At 69.9% G+C, this 21,218-nt stretch carries 22 protein-coding genes; 14 read left to right on the top strand and 8 right to left on the bottom strand.

Features of this window, described 5'->3' with window-relative positions; all coding sequences use genetic code 11:
- Positions 1–58 precede the first annotated feature (58 nt).
- The 5 genes from ACYSUO_RS01765 to ACYSUO_RS01785 all read left to right on the top strand — a co-directional run bounded on the left by ACYSUO_RS01765 (position 59) and on the right by ACYSUO_RS01785 (position 5,759).
- The gene (locus ACYSUO_RS01765) at positions 59–1,576 is read left to right on the top strand and encodes an MFS transporter (protein ID WP_461774177.1); all 1,518 of its coding nucleotides are present in this window, start codon (positions 59–61) and stop codon (positions 1,574–1,576) included.
- A gap of 120 nt (positions 1,577–1,696) precedes the next feature.
- Positions 1,697–2,461 carry a GNAT family N-acetyltransferase gene (locus ACYSUO_RS01770; RefSeq protein ID WP_461774368.1) on the top strand — a complete coding sequence of 255 codons (765 nt, stop codon included), beginning with the start codon at positions 1,697–1,699 and terminating at the stop codon, positions 2,459–2,461.
- A gap of 265 nt (positions 2,462–2,726) precedes the next feature.
- Complete coding sequence (locus ACYSUO_RS01775) at positions 2,727–4,082, top strand: MFS transporter (RefSeq protein ID WP_461774178.1); 1,356 nt, start codon at positions 2,727–2,729, stop codon at positions 4,080–4,082.
- 98 nt (positions 4,083–4,180) lie between these two features.
- Positions 4,181–4,618, top strand: coding sequence for an NfeD family protein (locus ACYSUO_RS01780; RefSeq protein WP_461774179.1), 438 nt, complete (start codon positions 4,181–4,183; stop codon positions 4,616–4,618).
- A 34-nt stretch (positions 4,619–4,652) separates the two neighbouring features.
- Positions 4,653–5,759 carry an SPFH domain-containing protein gene (locus ACYSUO_RS01785; RefSeq protein ID WP_461774180.1) on the top strand — a complete coding sequence of 369 codons (1,107 nt, stop codon included), beginning with the start codon at positions 4,653–4,655 and terminating at the stop codon, positions 5,757–5,759.
- A 20-nt stretch (positions 5,760–5,779) separates the two neighbouring features.
- On the opposite strand, the gene ACYSUO_RS01790 is transcribed toward ACYSUO_RS01785, so the two are convergent.
- From ACYSUO_RS01790 to ACYSUO_RS01805, 4 genes are read right to left on the bottom strand one after another with little or no spacing between them, the layout of a single operon-like run.
- Positions 5,780–6,319: a hypothetical protein gene (locus ACYSUO_RS01790; protein ID WP_461774181.1), complete on the bottom strand. Its 540-nt coding sequence runs from the start codon at positions 6,317–6,319 to the stop codon at positions 5,780–5,782.
- 36 nt (positions 6,320–6,355) lie between these two features.
- Positions 6,356–7,372 (bottom strand): 3-hydroxyacyl-CoA dehydrogenase NAD-binding domain-containing protein, encoded by a 1,017-nt coding sequence (locus ACYSUO_RS01795; protein ID WP_461774182.1) that lies wholly within the window; start codon positions 7,370–7,372, stop codon positions 6,356–6,358.
- Complete coding sequence (locus ACYSUO_RS01800) at positions 7,369–8,481, bottom strand: NAD/NADP-dependent octopine/nopaline dehydrogenase family protein (protein WP_461774183.1); 1,113 nt, start codon at positions 8,479–8,481, stop codon at positions 7,369–7,371. The genes ACYSUO_RS01795 and ACYSUO_RS01800 overlap by 4 nt, the downstream gene beginning before the upstream one ends.
- A 54-nt stretch (positions 8,482–8,535) precedes the next feature.
- On the bottom strand, positions 8,536–9,939 hold the full coding sequence (locus ACYSUO_RS01805; RefSeq protein ID WP_461774184.1) for a spinster family MFS transporter: 1,404 nt from the start codon (positions 9,937–9,939) through the stop codon (positions 8,536–8,538).
- Positions 9,940–10,191: 252 nt separating this feature from the next.
- Here ACYSUO_RS01805 and ACYSUO_RS01810 point away from each other — a divergent pair, with 252 nt between their 5' ends.
- Both ACYSUO_RS01810 and ACYSUO_RS01815 read left to right on the top strand, forming a co-directional pair.
- On the top strand, positions 10,192–10,398 hold the full coding sequence (locus tag ACYSUO_RS01810; protein WP_267073007.1) for an EF-hand domain-containing protein: 207 nt from the start codon (positions 10,192–10,194) through the stop codon (positions 10,396–10,398).
- A 126-nt stretch (positions 10,399–10,524) separates the two neighbouring features.
- Entirely contained in the window at positions 10,525–10,989 is a 465-nt protein-coding gene (locus ACYSUO_RS01815; RefSeq protein WP_461774185.1) for a pyridoxamine 5'-phosphate oxidase family protein, read from the top strand.
- On the opposite strand, the gene ACYSUO_RS01820 is transcribed toward ACYSUO_RS01815, so the two are convergent.
- Positions 10,961–11,527: a VanZ family protein gene (locus ACYSUO_RS01820; RefSeq protein WP_461774186.1), complete on the bottom strand. Its 567-nt coding sequence runs from the start codon at positions 11,525–11,527 to the stop codon at positions 10,961–10,963. The genes ACYSUO_RS01815 and ACYSUO_RS01820 overlap by 29 nt on opposite strands.
- 291 nt (positions 11,528–11,818) lie before the next feature.
- Here ACYSUO_RS01820 and ACYSUO_RS01825 point away from each other — a divergent pair, with 291 nt between their 5' ends.
- The 3 genes from ACYSUO_RS01825 to proP all read left to right on the top strand — a co-directional run bounded on the left by ACYSUO_RS01825 (position 11,819) and on the right by proP (position 14,939).
- The gene (locus ACYSUO_RS01825; RefSeq protein WP_461774187.1) at positions 11,819–12,337 is read left to right on the top strand and encodes a lytic polysaccharide monooxygenase auxiliary activity family 9 protein; all 519 of its coding nucleotides are present in this window, start codon (positions 11,819–11,821) and stop codon (positions 12,335–12,337) included.
- Between the two features lie 119 nt (positions 12,338–12,456).
- Complete coding sequence (locus tag ACYSUO_RS01830; RefSeq protein WP_461774188.1) at positions 12,457–13,182, top strand: chitinase; 726 nt, start codon at positions 12,457–12,459, stop codon at positions 13,180–13,182.
- A gap of 290 nt (positions 13,183–13,472) precedes the next feature.
- Entirely contained in the window at positions 13,473–14,939 is a 1,467-nt protein-coding gene (gene proP, locus ACYSUO_RS01835; protein WP_461774369.1) for a glycine betaine/L-proline transporter ProP, read from the top strand.
- A gap of 24 nt (positions 14,940–14,963) precedes the next feature.
- On the opposite strand, the gene ACYSUO_RS01840 is transcribed toward proP, so the two are convergent.
- Entirely contained in the window at positions 14,964–15,812 is an 849-nt protein-coding gene (locus tag ACYSUO_RS01840) for a helix-turn-helix transcriptional regulator (RefSeq protein ID WP_461774189.1), read from the bottom strand.
- A 139-nt stretch (positions 15,813–15,951) separates the two neighbouring features.
- On the opposite strand from ACYSUO_RS01840, the gene ACYSUO_RS01845 reads away from it, so the two are divergent.
- The 3 genes from ACYSUO_RS01845 (at position 15,952) to ACYSUO_RS01855 (ending at position 17,935) form a co-directional block, all read left to right on the top strand.
- Positions 15,952–16,218, top strand: coding sequence for an Atu4866 domain-containing protein (locus tag ACYSUO_RS01845; protein WP_461774190.1), 267 nt, complete (start codon positions 15,952–15,954; stop codon positions 16,216–16,218).
- Positions 16,219–16,300: 82 nt separating this feature from the next.
- Positions 16,301–17,059 (top strand): SDR family NAD(P)-dependent oxidoreductase, encoded by a 759-nt coding sequence (locus ACYSUO_RS01850; protein WP_461774191.1) that lies wholly within the window; start codon positions 16,301–16,303, stop codon positions 17,057–17,059.
- Between the two features lie 78 nt (positions 17,060–17,137).
- Positions 17,138–17,935 (top strand): SDR family NAD(P)-dependent oxidoreductase, encoded by a 798-nt coding sequence (locus ACYSUO_RS01855; RefSeq protein ID WP_461774192.1) that lies wholly within the window; start codon positions 17,138–17,140, stop codon positions 17,933–17,935.
- A gap of 35 nt (positions 17,936–17,970) precedes the next feature.
- On the opposite strand, the gene ACYSUO_RS01860 is transcribed toward ACYSUO_RS01855, so the two are convergent.
- Both ACYSUO_RS01860 and ACYSUO_RS01865 read right to left on the bottom strand, forming a co-directional pair.
- Complete coding sequence (locus ACYSUO_RS01860) at positions 17,971–18,489, bottom strand: DinB family protein (RefSeq protein WP_461774193.1); 519 nt, start codon at positions 18,487–18,489, stop codon at positions 17,971–17,973.
- Positions 18,490–18,696: 207 nt separating this feature from the next.
- Positions 18,697–19,872: a PucR family transcriptional regulator gene (locus ACYSUO_RS01865; protein WP_461774194.1), complete on the bottom strand. Its 1,176-nt coding sequence runs from the start codon at positions 19,870–19,872 to the stop codon at positions 18,697–18,699.
- Between the two features lie 133 nt (positions 19,873–20,005).
- Here ACYSUO_RS01865 and ACYSUO_RS01870 point away from each other — a divergent pair, with 133 nt between their 5' ends.
- The gene (locus ACYSUO_RS01870; RefSeq protein WP_461774195.1) at positions 20,006–21,217 is read left to right on the top strand and encodes an FAD-dependent monooxygenase; all 1,212 of its coding nucleotides are present in this window, start codon (positions 20,006–20,008) and stop codon (positions 21,215–21,217) included.
- The last annotated feature ends 1 nt before the right edge of the window (position 21,218 follow it).

Genomic DNA, 21,218 nt, shown 5'->3' on the forward strand with positions numbered 1-21,218 from the left:
GCGCCCGGATCCGTCCCGACAGGTGCGTACGCGCGGGAGCTCCGCGACAATGTGCGCGATGACAGCGACGGCCGGTCCCACCCCCGACGCCGCCCCCGGCATCCGACTCTCGTCGGCGCGCGGGCGGTGGATCCTCACGTGTGTCGTGCTGGCCTCCGGGATGGCCATGCTCGACGGTACGGTCGTCAACGTCGCCCTCCCGACCATGGGACGCGACCTCGACGCCTCCCTGTCCGCGCTGCAATGGGTCGTCAACGCCTACATGCTGACGCTGTCCGCGCTGCTCCTGTGGGGCGGCGCGATGGGCGACCGGATCGGACGACGGCGGGCGCTCGTCCTGGGTGTGGCGTGGTTCGCGGTCGCCTCCGCGGCCTGCGGACTCGCCCCGAACGAGGGCACGTTGATCGCGGCGCGGGCACTTCAGGGGGTCGGCGGGGCGTTGCTGACCCCCGGATCGCTGGCGCTGGTGCGGTCGGTGTTCCATCCCGACGACCAGGCCCGCGCGGTGGGCGCCTGGTCGGGGCTCACCGGCGTCGCGGGGGCGCTCGGGCCGTTCCTCGGCGGGTGGCTGATCGATGGGCCCGGGTGGCGGTGGATCTTCCTCATCAATGTGCCGATCGCCGTCGTCGTGCTGGTCATCGCCGTGCGTCACGTCCCCGAGAGCCGGGACGCCGCGGCCACGGACGCTCCGTTCGACCAGGTCGGCGCCGTGCTCGCGGCGGTGTGTCTGGCCGGGGTGAGTTACGCGCTGATCGGGTCGTCGGGCGGTGCGTTCTCCGTGGGAGCCGGGCTTGCCGCGCTCGTCGGTGTCGCCGCGGGGGTCGCCTTCGTGGCCGTGGAGCGGCGGCGGGCCGCACCGATGCTGCCGCCGTCACTGTTCCGCTCGCGCCTGTTCAGCGCCGCGAACGGGATGACGCTGTGCCTCTACGCGGGGATCGGCGGCATCCTGTTCATGCTGCCCGTCCAGCTTCAAGTCGCCCTGGGATACGACGCGTTGGAGGCGGGGGTGGCGACGTTGCCGGTGACCGCGCTGATGCTGCTGCTGTCGCCCAGGGCCGGTGATCTGGCGCGCCGGGTGGGGCCGACGCCGCCATTGGTCGTGGGCCCCGTCGTCGCCGCGGTCGGGGCGCTGCTCATGTTGCGGGTCGGTCCGGGGTCGCCGTACGCGGCCGACGTGCTGCCCGCGGTCGCCGTCCTCGGGCTCGGCATGAGCCTCTTCGTGGCCCCGCTGACGACGACGGTGCTCGCGTCGGTGGAACCGGAGCACGCCGGCCTCGCCAGCGGCGTCAACAACACCGCGGCGCGGGTCGCACAGCTGCTGGTGGTCGCCGCGCTGCCGCTGGCCGTCGGCCTGTCGGGAGATGCGTACACGCGGCCCGAGGCCGTGGACACGTCGTTCCACCGGGCCGCGATCGGCTGCGCCCTGCTGTTCGCCCTGGGCGCCGCCACGGCGGCCCTGTTCATCCGGCCCCGCGCGGTGCGCCCGCGCCTGGAGGACGCGCCCCGCCCGCAGTGCCGGTCCCATCTCGGCGTCTCCGCACCGGCGTTGGAACCGGGCGACGAGCAACGCCGGTAGGCAGCGCGAAGCCGCGCGTCACCCGGGGGCCGCGAATTCGCGTGCAACCGGCGCCCGACCCTGATGGGATCAGCCGTCGTGAACGATCATTTCCTCAGCGACCCGGATCTGACGGACAGGATGGAGCGGAACCTGGCGGAGCACGCCTGCCATCTGCATCGCGGCATGGGCGGTGCGACCGTCCTAGACTCCGATGACCTCCTGATTGCCGACAGTGGGCTGGACGACGACACCTTCAGCATCGTCGCCGCGGCCCGCTTCACCGACGGCACCTCGGCTGCACGTATCGCCGAGACGCAGCGGACGCTGGCCCGCACCGGGCGCCCGTTCTCCTGGTGGGTCGGTCCCGCCTCCACGCCACCGGACCTCAGCGCCCGCCTGACGGCGGCCGGCCTGCCCGCGTCCGAACGCGAGACCGCGATGTGGGCCGAGCTGGACGACACACTGCCGACGCCCGACGCGCCTGGTCTGGACATCCAGGCAGTGGCCACGCCCGAGCAACTCGCCGACTACGCCGCCGTTCTCGCCGCGAACTGGACCCCGCCCGCCGACACGGTCCGCCGCTTCTTCGCCCAGGCCGCACCGCAGGCCCTCGACCCGCACTGCGAGGCCCGCTATCTGGTCGGCTACGTGGACGGGCGCCCAGTCTGCTCGGCCGAGGTGTTCCACCACGCGGAGGTCGCCGGGATCTACAACATCAGCACCCTGTCCGCCCACCGCAGGCGCGGCTACGGCGGCGCCATGACCCTCGCCGCACTCCACACGGCCCTCGACCGGGGCCACCGCATCGCGGTCCTGCAGGCGTCCGCCGACGGCGAACCCGTGTACCGCAGGCTGGGGTTCCGTACGTGTGGCGAGTTCACCGAACACGCTGTCAGGCCCTGACCCGACCCCTCGAAACCATCACGTCCCCGGGCATGAGCGCCTGAGATCCGTGGCCTGTCCCCGCGGCAGTCGGCGGCACTGTCGGGCCCGGCGGGGCCGCCCCGACAACACGTAGCCGGCTGACGTAAGGTTCCTCCCCGCGGCCGCTGCCGCCCCACCCAATGTCAGGGCGCCAGCGGCCGTTGGCACGCCCCCCACCCACCCCACAAAAGCGCGCCGGCACAGCACGGCGCCGCACTGACGATCCCGGAACGAGGCCCCCACCGTGACCGAGACCAGTACCCGACCCGCCCCCGCGGCGGACCTTCCGCCGCCCTCCCTGTCGACGAAGCGGCGCCGCTTCCTGACCAAGCTGAGCGTGGTGATCGCGGGCGGCATGTTCATCGACGGGTTCATCCTCGGCAGCACGGGCGTCGTGATGCCGGCGATATCGAAGGACCTGGGCCTGTCGTCCGCCGGCGAGGGACTCATCGCCGCGGCCGCGCTGCTCGGCATCTTCCTCGGCGGCCCGGTCGGCGGCTATCTGGCCGACCGGTTCGGCCGCAAATCGATGTTCACCATCGACCTCGCCCTGTTCCTGGTCTGCTCCGTGGCCCAGTTCTTCGTGACCGAGCCGTGGCAGCTCGTCGTGGTCCGCCTCGTCATGGGCCTGGCCATCGGCGCCGACTACTCCATCGGCTGGCCGCTGCTCGCGGAGTTCGCACCCGCCCGCCTGCGTGGCCGGCTGCTCGCCGTACAAGAAGTCGCCTGGTACGTCGGCTACCTCATCTCGTACGCGGCCGGGTACGCCCTGATCGCGTCGACGTCCGTGAGCTGGACCATCATCCTGGGGCTCAGCACCGTCCCGACGGTCATCGTCCTGCTGCTCCGCCTCGGCACCCCCGAGTCACCGCGCTGGCTGATGAGCAAGGGCAGGACCGAGGAGGCCACCGTCCTGGCCCGCGAGTACCTGGAAGAGGAGGACCAGCGCGACCTCCACACCCCGGCGCCGCGCACCGAGGGAGGCTTCGGCCGACTGTTCTCCCCCGAGTACCGCAAGGCCACGATCTTCGTCAGCGTCTTCTGGGTCTGCAACGTCACCCCGTACTTCGCGATCGGTGCCTTCGCCCCGACCGTCCTGGAGCACCTCGGCATCAAGGACGGGCTGACCGGCGCGCTGGCCATCAACGGTCTCGTGGTCATCGGCTCGATGGTCTCCGTGCTGCTCATCGAACGCGTCGGGCGGCGCAAGCTGGCCGTTCCACCGTTCTGGATCTCCACCGTCGCCCTGGTCGTCGTCGCCTTCTTCTCGGGCGCATCCGCCACCCTGGTCCTCGTCTGCTTCCTCGTCTTCTCCCTGGTCAACGCCGCGTCCACGGCGCTGTCCGGGGTGTATCCGGGCGAGGTGTTCCCCACGGAGATCCGCGGCGCGGGCGTCGGCTTCGCCACCGCCGTCTCCCGCGTCGGCGCCGCGGCCGGGACCTTCCTCCTGCCGCTCTCCGTCGACAGCCTCGGCACCTCCGTCACGATGCTCCTGGCGGCCGCCATCAGCCTGATCGGCGGCATCGTCTCGCACCGCCTGGCCCCCGAGACCAAGGGCCTGACCCTCAGCCAGGCCTGCGCCCCCGCACAGTCGGCCTGAGCCCCACGCACACGCCAGACCCGCGCCGGTTAAGTCTGTTCTGTCCGGTGTTCCAGGCGGTAGCTTTGACTAGAGGTCGCCCGAGGGAGGCTGATGCCATGCCGTGGTACGTCTGGCTGCTTGCCGCCGCGGGTCTCGGCGCCGCGGAGTTCTTGACGCTGACTCTCGTCTTCGGGCTGTTCGCGGGCGCGGCCCTGGTGGCGGCGGTGGTCGCCGGCGTGGGCGTCGGCCTGCTCGGCCAACTCGTGGCGCTCGGCGTCACGGCCGCCGCCGGCCTCGTCCTCGTACGGCCTGTCGTGCTGCGCCACCTGGCGCAGTCACCCCTCATCCGCGACGGCAGCGATGCTTTGATCGGCAAGCGCGCCGAGGTCATGCAGGAGGTCACCGCGACCCGCGGCCTGATCAAGCTGTCCGGTGAGGAATGGTCCGCCCGCACCCTCGACGAGAGCCAGGTGATCCCCGTAGGGGCGCTGGTCGACGTCATGGAGATCCAAGGCGCGACGGCGGTCGTCTACCCCCGCGACCTCCTGCCCTGAACCGAACGGCCGACCATCCAGCAACGGAGGAAGCGTGGACGCAATTGTCATCCCGATTCTGGTGGCGGCCATCGTCGTCATCTTTCTCGTGGCGACCTCCGTGCGGATCGTCCCGCAGGCCCGCCGCTACAACATCGAGCGGTTCGGCCGGTACCGCCGCACCCTGCAGCCCGGCCTGAACCTCGTGCTGCCGGTGGCCGACCGCGTCAACACCAAGCTCGATGTGCGCGAACAGGTCTATTCGTCCGATCCCAGGCCGGTCATCACCGAGGACAACCTCGTGGTGAACATCGACACCGTCCTCTACTACCAGATCACCGACCCCAGGTCGGCGGCCTACGAGGTGGCCGACTACCTGCAGGCGATCGACCAGCTCACCGTGACCACGCTGCGCAACGTCATCGGCAGCATGGACCTGGAGGAGACGCTCACCTCACGCGAGGAGATCAACACCCGGCTGCGCACCGTCCTCGACGACGCCACCGGCAAGTGGGGCATCCGCGTCAACCGCGTCGAGATCAAGGCCATCGACCCGCCGAACACGATCAAGGAGGCGATGGAGAAGCAGATGCGGGCCGAGCGGGACAAGCGCGCGGCCATCCTGCACGCCGAGGGCGAACGACAGGCCAAGATCCTCACCGCGGAGGGCACGAAGCAGAAGGACATCCTGGAGGCTCAGGGCACGCAGCAGGCCATGATCCTGCGGGCGGACGGCGAGGCCAAGGCCGTGGAGCGCGTCTTCCAGGCCGTCCATCGCAACAACGCCGACCCGAAGATCCTCGCCTATAAGTACCTCGAGACGCTGCCGCACCTGGCGAAGAGCGAGGGCAACACGTTCTGGGTGATCCCGGGAGAGCTGACGGAAGCGGTCCGCTCGGTCTCCAGCGCCTTCGCCGACCACTCGACGATGGGGCTGCCCAAGAACGTGCAGTCCGAAGAGGCCACCTCCGACGACGCCACCGCCGATACCGCGGACGACAGCGGAACCCCGGAGATCGAGTCGGGCCCGAGGAACACCGCCGCCGCGGCGGCCGACGAGGTCGCCAAGCAGGCCGCCGCCGCGGTGAACAACGCCAAGGCCGAGGCGGAGGCCGCGAGGTCGCCCCAGGTCCCGGGCCGGGCGAAGCCGCCCACGGACTGAACGAGACCAACTCACCTGCTTCAGCGCGTAGTTGACCGCTCGATGCGGCGATCGACGTGGGCCAGGATCCGGCCGATGTCCCATGCATGGTGGGCCGCATCGTGGGCATTGTTGCGGGCCACGTCCTCGGCCCGCTGCACCCCACGGTCGGCATGATCGAGCTCCACGTTCTCCGCCAGCGCAGCGGACACCGAGTCCACCCAGGCGTCGGCCGCGCGCTGGAGCGACCACAACGCACCGGCGAGGGGAACGTCGTTGTAGTAGCGGGCCTGCGCCAGAAGGTCCTGGTCATAGCCGGGGACCTCACGCGTGCCGGTCAGCCTCGCCCCGGCAAGACGCTCGGCCCAGTTGCGCAGGTTGTCGGTGACGTGGCTGACGTACGCCGCGACATTCCAGGCCAGCTCCGGATGCCGTTCATCGCCCCGGCGTCCCTCCACCAGTGCCACGTACCGCGCAGGCACGTCCCCGACCTGCGCGATCGCTTCGCGTGGCGTCAACGACCAGTCGAACTCGCAGTCCCGGCAAGGGTTCCCGTAGAGGCGTGCTCCCCAAAGTTCCATGGGACACCAATCTATCGCCCCCTCCCCTGCCGTTCCTCACCGGTCGCTGTCCGGAGGTGGCACCGGCCGCTCCGACAGCACGGGTTCCGCGCGGAGTTCGGGTCCGCGCAGCCTCAGCAGCGCCTCGAACTCCCGCATGCGGCCCGCCTGGTACGCGGCGATGTTCTCGGGGTCGTACTCGTAGAAGCCGGTGTGGTCCTGGAGGCCGCGGCGGTGGGTCGCCATGTTGTCCTCGACCACGGCCGGCGCGCGGAACCGGTCGCCGAGCTGGGCGGTGAGGTAGCGGGAGGCGTAGTAGAGGATGTCCCCGCCGCCCCAGTCGATGAACTCCAGCGGGCCCAGGACGGAGAAGCGCGTTCCGAGGCCGGCGCGTACGGCGAGGTCGATGTCGGTGGCGGTCGCGACGCCCTCCTCGACCATGCGGGCGGCCTCGTTCATGACGAGGGCCTGGAGCCGGGGCACGATGTAGCCGGCCGCGGGTCCGCACACGACCGGTATCTTGCCGATCCGCCGGAGCAGCCCGGTCATCCGCTCCACCTGCGCGGGGTCGGTACGGTCGCTGCGGCTGACCTCGACGAGGGGCATGAGGTCGGCGGGGTTCAGCCAGTGGGCGTTCAGGACGCGGCTCGGGTCGTCGACCAGGTCAGCGATCTCGGTGACGAGGAAGGTCGACGTGGTCGAGGCGATGACCGCGTCGTCCGCCAAGTGCGCGTCGACCCAGGAGAGGATGTCGCGCTTGACGTCGATGACCTCGGGCACGGCTTCGAACACCACGTCCGCGTCCGCGAGTTGGGCCACTGCTGACTCGCGGTCGCAGACGACGAGTTGGGGTGCCCGGTCGGAGTCGGCGTCGGCTCGCAGGCGTTCCAGGACCTGCTGCTCGGCCGCCTTCCGGTACGGCGCCCGGTCCTCGTCCGTCTCCTTGACGTCCGCGAGGGTGACGTCCATCCCCGCAGCCAAGAAGGCGCGCGCGATGCCCTGCCCCATGCGTCCGACACCGACCACCACCACGTCGATGTGCTGCGTCGCTTCGGTGTGTTCCGTGTCCGTCACGCGGGCAGCCCTTCGTGAAGCAGTTTGGTCAGTTCGGGACGGGAGAGCCGGGCCAGGCCGAGGGACTCCAGCGTGCGGCCTTCGGCGTACAGGTCCTTGCCGGTGACGGCGGACGCGATGCTCAACAGGCCCTGCACGAGAGGTGTTTGGACACCTGCCCAGCGCCCCACCGACACCAGGAACGACAGGCCGAGGCCGGTGTCCTCCAGCATGTACCGGTGGCCGAGCAGGTCGATCTTCTCCCGCCAGTCGCCGCTGTCCGTGAGCCGTTCGTGGGCCGCGCGGCCGTACATCCACTCGTCGCCGTCCGCCGCGTAGTGGTCGGCGAGCGGGAAGTGCGGGGCGGCGTACCCGAGCGCCTCGCGGACCGCGATCCGTTCGGCGTCGAGGGCGTCGGTGACCCGGCGGATCGACGGCTGGGTCCCTTCGTTGTGGATGTCCCAGGACGAACTGTGCTCCAGCGGACCGGCGTTCATGAGGATGAGCGGGGGATGGATCACCGGGCCCGCATTCATGAGCGCGCCGCTGAGGCTGTCCTCGACCGGCTCGACGGAGGGGTAGACCTCCCGCAGCACGCGGAACGCGGCGTCGGAGGAGCGGGCCGGGAAGACGCCGGTGGGCAGTCGCGTCGCGTACCCGCTCACCACCACCTCGGACGGTCCGTGCGTACGCGCCAGGTAGGGCAGCGTGCCGGTCTCGGCGAACGCGACGTCCGCCGTGTTGCCCGCTTCGGCCATCGCCTGGGCGAAGAGCAGCGTGCCGAAGGTGCCCGGCGGCAGGAACACCACCTGGCCGTCCTGGAGCAGCGGTGCCACCCGGGCCGCCAGGTCCTCGTGCACGGTGGCCGGCAGCGGTACGACCACGAGTGCCGCGCCGCGTACGGCCTCCGCGAGGTCCGCGACGGGATGGATGGCCCCGGCGCGTGCCGTGTCGCTCACCGGTACGTTCCTGCTGCCGCGATGGTCGCGGACACCGAGGGCGCCGAGCGCGCGCAGCGCGTCCAGGGCCGTGGTGTCCCGCCGCCACCAGCGCACGGTGTGGCCGTTCTCCGCGAGTTCCGCCGCCGCGGCGAAGCATCCGTGTCCGCCGCCGAGGATGGTGATGTCCATGGGTGGTCCCGTTCCCTTCAGTTGAGCGTACGAAGCGCGGTCGCGCGGGTCGTACTACGTGGCGACGTTCGGCTCGTGGGCGACGGCGCCCGGCCCTTGGGCGGCGAGCCGTTCCTCGCGCGCGAGGCTCCGGCGGAAGTGTGCGCAGCCGCGCCACAGCAGCACGATGCTGCCGACCGAGGCGGCGCCATACACGAGCGACAGGGACGTACCGATGCGCCCGGCCGATCCGAGGAGTTCGTCGGTGACCAGCGCGACCAGCGTCGTCCCGAGGCCCACGGCGGACAGGTTCGAGATGAGGAGGAAGACGGCGGACACCTGGGCGCGCATCTGGTTCGGGCTGAGCACCTGCATCGCGGCGGTGGACGCGGGCATCGGGAACGAGGCGAAGAACATCGTGACCGCGAGCAGCGCCAGGGACAGCCACAGAGGCCTGACGTGCGGGAAGACGATGACGGGGACGAGCATGCCGATCGCGCCGATGACACCGGCGCGCATCGCTCCGTCCGGGTGTCCGAGCTTGGTGAGCCGGTCGACCAGCCACCCACCGAAGAGCACACCGGAGCCGTTGGCCAGCAGGACGACTCCGCCCAGCACATAGCCGACCTCGGTCGCGCTCAGCCCGAACGCGCGCATGTAGAAGGCCGGCACCCATGCCATGAGGCCGAGCAGCACCATCGCGTAGCAGGAGAAGCCCGCGTAGTGGCAGAAGAACGTCCGCGCGTGGCCGCGCAGGAAGGTGAACACATCGCGCATGGCCACCTTCCGTACGGCGCCCGCGGAGTCCCGGGCCAGTCCGCGCCGTACGGGATCGCGGACCGTCAGCAGGAACACGAGCGCGACGAGCAGTCCGGGCAGACCGATGATGAAGAACGTCAACTGCCAGGCGTGCACGTCCCCGACGAGCGGCAGGGACACCTGGTCGACGTCCTTGAGCAGCCCGATGACGTACCCGCCGATGAAGAACGCGGCGCTGCCTCCGATGAACGAGCCGAGCGAGTAGATCCCGGCCGCCCGGCCCAGCCTGCTCTTCGGGAACATGTCGCTGAACATCGAGTACGCGGACGGTGTCAGCGACGCCTCGCCGACACCCACCCCGACGCGGGCCAGGAACATGTGGGCGAACCCCTTGCTCAGCCCGGAGAGCGCGGTGGCCAGGCTCCACAGCGCGATGCCGATGGAGATGATCACGGGGCGCGAGCGGCGGTCGGCGAGCGCCGCGATGGGCAGTCCCATCACCGAGTACAGGACGGAGAACGCGAGCCCGCTCAGGAGGCTGAACTGGGTGTCCGTCAGGCTGAGATCGCGCTTGATGGGCTCGATCATCAGCGACAGGGCCTGGCGGTCCACGAAGGACAGGACGTACGCGGCCGTACAGATGCCGACGATGTAGGACTTGTACCGCTCGGACATGCGGGGTTCGGGTTCGATTTCGGACAGCAGTGATGGCTCGGTCATGGGACGGCGCCTCATCGGGTCTGGGTGGGGTGGTGCCCGGTACGAGATGGTGCTGGCCAAACGAGTTCAGAGGCTATCCACGCCCAACTCCCCCAGCCATCCCGGGAATCCCGGTGCGGAGTCGGGGATTTCCCGCACTACCTCGGCCGCCGACTGTCACCTCAACGATGGGCGGTGCGGGAGCGGGTGCCCGGAGGTCCTAGAGTGGGGGCGGTCTTGAAACAGCAAGGAAATGGGGATCAAGTGGTCGACATGGCAGCCGCGGCGCGGAAGGTCTTCGACCGGTACGACGTCGACGGGGACGGGCAGTTGACTGCCGAGGAGTACCGGCAGGTCGTCGCGGAGCTCGGCGACACGGGCGTCACCGCGGAGGCCGCGCAGGAGCTCATCGACACCATCGACAGCGATGGCGACCGTAAGGTCTCGTTCGACGAGTTCCGGGCCTCGATGGGGCTCTGACCCCGAGCCACCGCCTGTGCCCCCGGATCCGCGGATCCGGGGGCACAGGCATGTGTGCTTCGGTCGCTGGGAGTAGGTCCTGCGCCCGAGGCGCTCCTCGCACCTGCTTGGCTAGGGTCGGCCCTCATGGAGACCACAGGAACCGCCCGCCGCCGGCGCACGGCCGAGCGTTTGCGCGACGCTCTGGAGCGGCTCGCCACCGAACGGGACGTATGGGTGTCGACGGCGCACCCCGATCACGGCCCGCACCAGGTGCCGCTGTGGTTCCTGTGGGACGGGAGCGCGGCATGGCTGTGCACCAGCGCCGCGTCCGCGACCGCGCGCAACGTCCGCGCAGAGCCGCGTGTGCACCTGTCGCTGCCGGACACCTTCGACGTGCTGCTCCTCCAGGGCGAGGCGGAGTGCTTCCCGGACCAGGAGGTGCCGAAGGCTGCGGCGGAGGCGTTCGCCGGGAAGTTCGGGTGGGATCCGCGCTCGGAGGACGGCTCCTTTGTGTACGTACGCGTGGCCCCGCGAACCGTACGCGCCTGGCGCGGCGAGCCGGAACTGCGCGGGAGGGTCATCATGCGCGACGGGATTTGGCTGGAATAGGCGCACCCTCTTCCTCCGGTTCGTCGGCCGCTTCGGTGCGCGTCCGGCGCCACCAGTGGTCGCGGCGCGGGTGCAGTGCCCGGCCGAGCCTGCGCCCGATGAGGAGATACCCGATAAAGGCGCCCGCCGCGTTGAGGATCACGTCATCGATGTCGAACGCCCGGCCGGTGACCAGCAGCCCCTGAGCGATCTCGACGGTCAGCATCACCAACGCCGTCATGAGCACCACCCGGACGAAGCCCCGGGTGCGCGGGAAGAGCACCGGCAGCAGCACTCCGAACGGCACCCCGAGGACGACGTTCCCGCCGACCTGCTTGATCGTGTCGAGCCAGTCGGGCTGGTCGAAGTACACGCGGATCGAACTGCCCGGGTCCAGGTTGGTGTGCGTCAGCGATTCCGACATGGGGGACGGGACCAGGGTGGCCTTCGCCAGTCCGACGGCGAACGCCACCATGCAGACGAAACCAACCGCCATGACGAGGACGCGGACCAGCCGCCGCCCCCACGAGCGCCTCTGCGTGCGGGATTCGGTTTCCATGTGCCGTCGTTTACCACGGAGTTGGCGCCGCACACGTGCTGCATGCGGCCGGAACCCATCGGTCCGCGGAGGACGCGGGTTTCACGCCAAGACCTTGACACGCTCACGACCACTTGTATGGTCTAGTCCAAGCAACGGCCGTTCTGCACAAGGGAGTTCACCCGCGCAATGCGTCGGGTGAACCCTCTCCTGCCCCCTTCGCGCCTCTTGGCCCCACCCTCGAGAGGCCGACCCGAGCGTGCGCCCCCACTTCACGCACGCGCCGGGAAGACCTGAAGTGAAGGAGTACGCATGAACGCCAGAAGGAAGACCGCCGCGCTCATCGGCGCGGCCCTGGCCCCGGTCATCGCCGTCAGCCTTCCCGCCGGTTCGGCGAGCGCCCACGGCTACATCTCCACTCCGCCCAGCCGCCAGGCGCAGTGCGCCGCAGGCACCGTCTCGTGCGGGGACATCACTCACGAACCGCAGAGCGTCGAGGGCCCCAAGGGGCTGACGAGCTGTAGCGGCGGCAACAGCCGGTTCGCCGAACTCGACGACGACTCCAAGGGCTGGGCCGTCACCAACGTGTCCCGCAACGCCTCCTTCGAATGGAAGCTGACGGCGCAGCACGCCACCAGCACCTGGCAGTACTTCGCCGGCGGCCAGGAGATCGCCGAGTTCAACGACAACGGCGCGAAGCCGGGGGCCACGGTCACCCACCAGGTCGACTTCGGTTCGCTGACGGGCCATCAAAAGGTCCTGGCCGTCTGGAACATCGCCGACACGTCGAACGCGTTCTACGCCTGCATCGACGTGAACGTGGGCGGCTGAGCGAGCACCCCGGTACGGCGGCGCCGCGGGCCCTTCCCCCACGGCGGGCCCGGCCCGTCACGGCCCGCGGCGCCGTACCCCCACCCCCCACCACTCCCCCTTGATCGGAGTGTTTTGCCATGCGCCTCCGCACGCTCAGTCTGTTGACCGCGACCGCGACCGCCGCCGTCCTCGGGTCACTGACCCTGGCCGGCCCCGCGTCCGCCGAAAAGATCGACGCGCAGGCCGACTTCGTCGTCAGCCAGGGCCAGTTCGACCAGATGTTCCCGGGCCGGAACTCCTTCTACACGTACGAAGGCCTGACCGCCGCGCTCAGCGCCTACCCAGGGTTCACCGGCACGGGCAGCGACACCGTACGCAAGCAGGAGGCCGCGGCCTTCCTCGCCAACGTGAGCCACGAAACCGGCGGCCTGGTCCACGTCGTCGAGCAGAACACCGCCAACTACCCGCACTATTGCGACAGTTCACAGCCGTACGGCTGTCCGGCGGGCACCGACAAGTACTACGGACGCGGCCCGATCCAGCTCAGCTGGAACTTCAACTACAAGTCCGCGGGCGACGCGCTCGGCATCGATCTGCTGCACAACCCCGATCTCGTGCAGAACGACGCGGCCGTCGCCTGGAAGACCGGCCTCTGGTACTGGAACACGCAGAGCGGCCCCGGCACCATGACCCCGCACAACGCCATGGTTAACGGTGCCGGATTCGGCGAGACCATCCGCAGTATCAACGGCACCCTGGAGTGCAACGGGGCAAACCCCGGGCAGGTCCAGAGCCGTATCGACAACTACAAGAAGTTCAGCCAGATCCTCGGCGTCGATCCGGGCGCGAATCTGAGCTGCTGAGTCCGAGCCACAGAACCGGACGCCACAGAACCGGACGGGAGTCGGAGCCGCAGAAGGTGGCTCCAACTCCCTTCTCGCCTATTTGCCGATGCTTTGCCGACGCAAGGTGTGCCGAAGCACCCGTCGGGAAGCCGTCCTCGAGGTGCGCCGAGTGATCAATATGCAGAGACTCGGCCCTGACGAGCAGAGAAGAGGACGACAGCGAGAGGCGGCATCGGCACGTGGCCCACACACCTTCCGACGGCCCGACCACCAGAGGCCGCAAGCGCATGCCGGAGACGGTCGCGGAGATGCCCCGGCATGTGCGCGAGGAACTGGCTCGCCGGCTGCGACGCACCAAGCGGGCCTATCGCAAGCAGGACGTCCAGGTCGTCGAGAAACCACTGCTCAAGCGGGCTGTCGGCGCCTCGGCGCTCGGCAACTGCATGGAGTGGTTCGACTTCGGTGTCTACAGCTACCTCGCGGCCACCATCGGCAAGGTGTTCTTCCCGGGGGCCTCTCCGGGCGCCCAGCTGATCTCGTCCTTCGCGACATTTGCTGCCGCATTCGTGGTGCGACCGCTCGGCGGCCTGGTGTTCGGCCCGCTCGGTGACCGGATCGGGCGGCAGAAGGTGCTCGCCACCACCATGATCATGATGGCGGCGGGAACGTTCTCGATCGGCCTCATCCCGAGTTACGCGACCATCGGCATGGCCGCGCCGATCCTTCTGCTGGTCGCCCGAATGGTGCAAGGCTTCTCGACCGGCGGCGAGTACGGCGGTGCCACCACCTTCGTCGCCGAGTATTCGCCGGACCGCAGGCGCGGCTTCCTGTCCAGCTGGCTCGACTTCGGCACCTTCGTCGGCTACGCCCTGGGCTCCGCGCTGGTCACCGTGTTGAACGTGGTTCTCACGGACGACCAGATGCTGACCTGGGGCTGGCGCCTGCCGTTCCTGATCGCAGGACCGCTGGGTGTCATCGGCCTCTACATGCGGCTGAAGCTGGAGGAGTCCCCCGCCTTCCAGCAGCAGCTCGACGAACACGAGAAGAACCTCGCCCAGGACTCGGTCGGCAGCGAGTTCAAGACCATCGTCCGCCAGCACTGGCGCCCGCTGCTGGTGTGCATGGGCCTGGTCCTGCTCTACAACGTCACGAACTACATGGTCACCGGCTATCTGCCGACCTATCAGACGGAGACGCTCGACCGCTCCAGTACCTCGGCGGACATCCTGGTGCTCATCGGCATGGGCTGGATCGTCCTTCTCATCACCTTCCTCGGCCGCCTCAGCGACCACATCGGCAGGCGCCCCCTGTACGCGGGCGCAGCCATCGCCATGATCGTCCTCGCCATCCCCGCTTTCCTCCTCATCAAGGCGCAGGGCACTTGGCCGCCCATCTTCGGAGTGCTGATCCTCGCCACGCTCCTCGCGTGCTTCGCCGCGCCGAGCGCGGCCACGCTGCCCGCACTGTTCCCCACCGCGGTGCGGTACGCGGCGATGGGCATCGGCTTCAACTTCGCCGTGGCCGCGTTCGGAGGTACCACCCCGCTGTTCACAGAGGCGCTGGTGAACGCGACCGGCAACAAGTTGGTGCCCGCCTACTACTTGATGGTGGCCGGGGTCATCGGTCTGGTGACCGTCAAGTTCCTGCCGGAGAGCGCACAACTGCCCCTCAACGGGTCCCAGCCGATGGTCGGCTCGACGGAGGAGCAGAAGGAACTGATCGACACGTCCCAGGACCTGTACCGGTACGCCAAGGAGGAGTCCTCGGCACGCTGACCGCGCTCGGTTGATCAGCGTTGATCAGCGGTGGAACCGCGGGTTTGCTTGGCGCCCGGTGGCGTGGATGGAGCCGAGCAGGTTGAGGGACTGGGCGCTGGGACTGCCCGGTTCGGCGTGGTAGATGACGAGCGTCTGGCCGGGCGCTTCGCGCACGTCGAACGCCTGGTAGGTGAGGGTGAGGTCGCCCACGTCCGGGTGGAGGAAGTGTTTGGCGTCCTGAGTCTTGCCGCGCACGGTGTGGGCGTTCCACAGGCGGGTGAATTCCGCGCTGTGCCCGGTCAGGGTGCGGACGAGTTCGCGCAGCCGTGGGCTGTCCGGGTCGAATCCGAACGCCTCGCGAAGGTTGGCCACGGTGGCCTGTGCCGCCCGGTCCCAGTCCGCGTAGAAACTGCGGCCCGCGGGGTCGAGGAAGGCCATGCGGGCCAGGTTGTCCGCCGGCTCGAACGGGGCGTAGAGGGCCTCGGCCAGGGCGTTGACCGCGAGGAGGTCCAGGGTGCGGTTCATGACGAACGCCGGGGTGTTCGCGTAGCCGTCCATCAGCTGGCGCAGCGCCGGGCCGACCCGCTCGGCGGCGTGGACGGAGGGCCGGTCGTCGGGCGTGACCCCGGCCAGGCGGTACAGGTGTGTGCGGGCGTCCGCGTCCAGGCGCAGCGCGCGGCTGAGGGCGTCGACCACCTGGGCCGAGGGACGGCGCTCGCGTCCTTGTTCCAGGCGGGTGTAGTAGTCGGCGTTCACCCCGGCCAGGACGGCGACCTCCTCGCGGCGCAGTCCGGCGACCCTGCGGGCCCCGTAGCTCGCCATGCCGACGTCCTCCGGCCGCAGGCCGGCACGGCGTGTGCGCAGGAACTCTCCCAGGTGGTTGTCGTCCATGCGCCCAGGCTAGGCGGCGGCCGGATGTGCTGCCTGGGTGTGCCGCACCCAGGCAGCACACGTCCTGGTTGATGGTCGCTGACCTGCGCAGACTCGGTGCGGCGGGAAGGACCGCGGCATGCGAGGAGAGGAGTCCGCCATGGCAGGAACCGTTGAGGGCGACCACGTCGACGTGGTCGGGATGTGGGTGACCGCGGACGGTCACATCCGTCAGGAACTGCTGCCGGACGGCCGCTACGACGAGGCCCGGGGCGGGCGGCGCAGCGCGTACACCGGCCGGTACACGGTGACCGGCAGTCACCTGGACTACGTCGACGACACCGGGTTCACCGCCACGGGCGACATCCGGGACGGAGTGCTCCACCACGAGCACCTCGTGCTCTACCGGGAGCGGCCGTCGTCGTAGGCGCGTCGACAGAGCAGGCGGGTCGACAGGCCCAACGCAGCAGTCAGCCAATCAGCACCAACGAGAAGCAAGGACACCACCCATGACGGGACAACGACTTGACGGCAAGGTCGCCCTGATCACCGGCGCGACCGGCGGTCTCGGTACAGCGACCGCCGAGCTCTTCGCCCGCGAAGGCGCCCGCCTTGTGATCACCGATGTCGCCGAAGGTCCCCTGCGGGACCTGTCCGACCGGATCGGGGCACACGGTGCGGAGGTCGTCGCCGCCCGCCTCGATGTCTCCTCCGCGCGGGAATGGGACGAGGTGATCGCCCTCGTACGCGACCGGTTCGGAACGCTGGACGTGCTCGTGAACCTCGCCGGCATCGTGGACTGGCCGGGTATCGAGGACACGCGGGAAGAGGCCTGGGACCGCGTCATCGACGTGAACCAGAAGGGCACATGGCTCGGCATGAAGGCGGCGATGCCGCTCCTGCGCGCGAGCGGCAACGCGTCGGTCATCAATACGTCGTCGGTACTCGGCCTGGTGGGAAGCGGTGCGGCCGCGGCCTACCAAGCGTCCAAGGGAGCCGTGCGCCTGCTGAGCAAGACCGCCGCGGTCGAGTACGCCCGGCAGGGAGTACGGATCAACTCGGTGCATCCCGGGGTGATCGCCACACCGATGATCCAGGAAATCCTGGACGACCAGGGCGACCAGCAGCCGGACATCCAGCGCACGCCCATGCGCCGCGCCGGCCGCGCCGACGAGATCGCCCCCGCGATCCTCTATCTGGCCTGCGACGACTCCTCGTTCGTCACCGGCTCGGAGCTGGTGGTCGACGGTGGACTCACCGCGCACTGAACACACCGACCGGGGTGCGCGGGGTCCACGACCACCTGCGCCTGCACACACACTCACTTCCTCCAGGGACCACACACCATGACAACTACGACGGCCACTGCGACCGCGTCCGCAGCGACATCCGTAGCCTCCGAATCCGCCGAGTTCGCAGGGAAGACCGCCCTCGTCACCGGGGCCGCGCGCGGCGTGGGCAAGGCGACCGTGGCACTCCTCCACGCCCGTGGCGCCCGCGTCGTCGCTCTCGACCTGCGCCCCGACATCACGGCTCTGCCGGACGAGTTTCCCGGCGTACTCGCGGTGCCCGGCGACATCACGCAGGAGGAGACCGCCGTCCACGCGGTGCAATCGGCCCTGGACACCTTCGGAGGACTGGACATCCTGGTGAACAACGCCGGACGCACCCTGAACAAGCCCCTCACCGAAACCACCGCCGAGGACTGGGACGCCGTGATGGACGTCAACGCCCGCGGCGCCTTCTTCTGCACCCGCGAAGCCTTCCGGGCCATGAAGAGGCGCGGCGGCGGCGCCATCGTCAGTACCGGCTCCTACACCTGCACCGTCGCCCTGCCCGAGGGCGCCGCCTACAGCGCCTCGAAGGGTGCTCTGGCCCAGCTGACCAAGGTGCTCGCCGTCGAGGGCGGGCCGGTGGGCATCCGCGCCAACCTCGTTGCCGCAGGCGTCATCGAGACCGATTTCCTCGACACGTTCCGCTCCGACAGCCGTGCGTACCTGGCGTCCTTCGCCGACGCGCAGCCCCTGGGCCGCGTCGCGCAGCCCGAAGAGATCGCCGAGGTCCTGTGCTTTCTCGCCTCACCGCGCTCCAGCTTCATCACCGGAGCCGTGGTCGCCGCCGACGGCGGCTTCACCGCGGTCTAGCACCGCTGGTCATCGAGCTGTTTCCCACCTCGGTCTCAGGTCAGGACCAGCCAGCGTCGGCCGTCGATGAGTTCTCGTGCGGCGTCGAGATGTCCTGCGTGGCACGCGGTCTCGGTGATGACGTGCAGCAGGACGTCGCGAACGGTGTGCAAGTGCGGTTCGCCGAAGAGGTGGTGGGGCCACCAGGCCAGAGGGGTGTCCGGGCCCGCAGCGGCGACGGCGGTGTCTGCGAGGTCCGCCTCCGCGCGGTATCGGTCGAGTACCTCGGTGTGCGGTACGTCGGGGGCCACCTGCCAGGCGTCGTCGATGTCATCGAGGGATGCGATGACAGCGGGATCGCCGATGATGACGGCACGGAACCAGAACCGCTCGACGTCGAGCGCGAGGTGCTGGACGAGCCCCAGGCAGCTCCATCCGGACGGCAGCACGGGCCGCCGCAGTGCCTCCGCGTCCAGCCCGTCGAGTACGCCGAGGACATGGCGGCGCTGTGCGTCCAGAACGGACAGGAGGACCTGAACCTCGGCGTTCGCCGTCGGGGACTCGGCCGCGGTCACTGTGCGATCTCCCAGATATGGCCGGCCGGATCCTCGAAGCCGGCCGTTCGTATTCCCCAGGGTCGGTCCATCGGACCGTTCAGCAGCGTCAGGTGGGTCACGGCTACAAAGAATCTACTCATGGCTGCCCTGTGCATAGGTGTCAGCGGATATCGCCTCGTTGGCAGCGGATATCGCAACATGCGCAGGCCGAGCCACCGTCACCGCCTACGGGTCGCCCCACGGTCCGAGACCGGCGAGTTGGGCGATCCTCAGGCCCGTGTGGAGCTCGCGACGCAGTCGGCCGTCGCCGAGGTCGCCTCCGACGGCGGCGCGGATCTTGCCGAGCCGGTAGTACAGCGTCGAGCGGTGGATGCCGAGCGCCCGAGCGGTCTGCTGGGCGTCGCCGCCCCCGTCGAGGTAGCAGTCCAGCGTGGTCAGGAGCTCGAGGCCGAGACCCGCAGTGATCAGGCGGTGGACCGGCGGAGGAAGCTCGTCGACGCCGAGGGTCTCCAGCGGCAGCCGCGCGAGCGTGCCGTCGAGGCCCACCTGCTCCCAGCCGGTGACGGTCGGATGGTCCTGCGGTGCGAAGCAGGAGGCACGCCAGGCCAGCCGTGCGCGCTCGAAGGAGCGGTGGACGTCGGAGAGTTCGACCAGGGGGCCGATGCCGGCCCGTACGCCCGCGACCTGCGGCTGTTCGAGAATACGGGTCAGCCGGTCCTGGACGACCGGCCGCGGGAAGAGCAGGACTCCCAAGCCGTCGGGCAGCAGCGCACCGGCCGCGGAAGCGGTCGAGGACCGGTCCACGAACCTGAGCGTCACCGTGACGGCCAGGCCCGCCCGTTCGCCGTCGCAGGGTGAGGCGGCACGCGGATCGGTGCCGAGCACGACCGGGCAGTACCGCCCCGATGCGCTGAGGATCCGCTCGGCGACGAGCGCCTCGGCCGCGGCTGCTCGCCGCTCCGGACCACCGGTGACCAGGTCGACGGTCAGGCTCCGCGAGCGCGCGAGCTCCCGCTCGGCGCGGAGGCCGCGAAGCGCCAGAAGGTCCCCGAGTGACGGGCCCGCCGCCACCAGTGTGTCGAGCACATCGACCGGAACGGGCTCCGTGCCGAGCACGAGAACCAAGTGGCCCGTGATCCGGTGATTCCGGTCGGCGAGCCGCAGGAACAGGCACTCGCCGAGCACGGGGACCGGCTCAACACAGTACGCACGAGCGGCTGTTCGCGGCGATTCCCACGCGTCGCTGTGGGCCAGGACGTGCGAGAGGCGCCGGCGGTCGGTCTCGGTCTCGTGCATGGAGTAGCCGACCACTCGCATCGTCTCGTCGATGAGGATGAGCCGGTGCCCGACGGCCTCGGAAAGGTCCTGGACCGCGTCGTCCAGGTCGGGTATCCGCTGCATGGACGCATCGTAGACACGCTCCGACACACTGTCGGACCGCGGTGGTGAAGGTTGCCACTGGTCGCCGATGTCGCGCACCTCGCACCCGCCCTAGCGTCGAACCGTCCGACCGACCGAGCGAGAGGAGTCGAGCATGACCGGTGTGAACTCAGGGCGGAGGATCGCCATCGTGGGCGCGGGGATCGGAGGACTGACCCTCGCCGTCGAGCTGCGCAGGCAGGGCCTGGAACCTCATGTGTACGAACAGGCGGAGCAACTGCGCGAGGTGGGCGCGGCGGTCGCCCTGTCGGCGAACGCGACCCGCTTCCTCCGCGACAGGACCGGCATCGGCGAGAGGCTCGCGGAGAAGTCAGCCGATGTCGACGGGTTGGTCTTCCGCGACGGCCGGGACGGCCGCGCGATCGGCAGGGTGCTCTCCCGCGAGGCCTACCGGGCGCGGTGCGGAGCGCCGTACTACGGCATCCACCGTGCCGACATCCAACAGCTGCTCGCGGGCGCCCTCGGCGGCGTCGGCCTCCACCTGGGGAAGCGTCTGGTTCGCATCGACGACAGCGGCGCCGCGGCTGCGGTCCTGCACTTCGCCGACGGCGACCGTGCCGAGGCAGACCTGGTCATTGGCGCCGACGGTGCGAAGTCGTTGCTTCGCCGTGAAGTTGTCGGCTACGACGATGCCCGCTTCTCGGGCTGCTACGGCTGGCGCGGCATCGTCGGGCCCGAGCACCTGGATCTGCTCCCGGACCCCGAGGCGATCCAGTTCTGGATGGGTCCCGGCGGCCATCTGCTGCACTACCCGATCGGCAGCGGCGAGCAGAACTTCTTGCTGGTCAAGCGACTTGAGGGGCCGTGGCCCGAACAGGCATGGCTCGCACCCGGCACGCCCGGGGAACATGTCGCCGCCTTCGAGGGCTGGCACCCCGCCGTCATCCAGATGATCAACGCGGTGCCGGGCGGCGATCGTTGGGGCCTCTTCCACCGGCCGCCTCTGCACCGGTGGAGCAAGGGACGCGTCACCCTGCTCGGGGACGCCGCCCATGCGCTCGTCCCCCACCACGGCCAGGGCGCGAACCAGTCGATCGAGGACGCGATCGTGCTCGCCGACTGCCTGACCGACGCGCTCGCCCGTGGCGAGGACTGGGAGTCGGCGCGGCTGCGCTACCAGGGGCGGCGTCTGGAGCGCACCCGCAAGGTGCAGGTCGCGTCGATCACGACCGCCGACGTCCTTCATCTCCCCGACGGTGCCCGCGCCGAGGCGCGCAATCGACGCCTCGGCGCCCCCGACGCATGGGAGCGTCACCTCGCCTGGATCCACGAGTACGCGGCCGACCGGGCGCCGGCGTCTGCCTGAG

This window comes from Streptomyces sp. UC4497 (genome assembly GCF_054871485.1).